The 340-nt window shown below is 33.8% G+C and carries 1 pseudogene; it reads left to right on the forward strand.

Annotation, left to right across the window (positions count from 1 at the left end):
- Window positions 1-340: pseudogene (locus tag FUA24_RS17300) on the forward strand (hypothetical protein); the annotation flags it as partial.

The following is a 340-nucleotide window of genomic DNA, read 5'->3' on the forward strand; positions in this document are numbered from 1 at the left end:
AATTAACACAAGGTAATTATATGGCTATAGACCACAATAAGGCCACCGTACACATAGCATCGCCGTATGATGATGCTATATTAATTTTAAACCAACAACTAAACAAAACATACATTGCTTACGGTAAACGTGGCGTTACAAAAATGGCATTACAGGCTGAACAGGATGCTAACGCCCAAGGTTACAGTAAAGCCAATGCTGTAAAACGTACTATTAGTAAAAGTTCTCATTTATATAAAAATAAATCATGGGATTTAGTTGATGCTGTTGAAGATGAAGAAATAGTTGTTGAAACTTTAAAAGAAGAAGCTCTGCCTGATGTTTTAAAAGGTAAAAACAA

This window comes from Seonamhaeicola marinus (genome assembly GCF_008085455.1).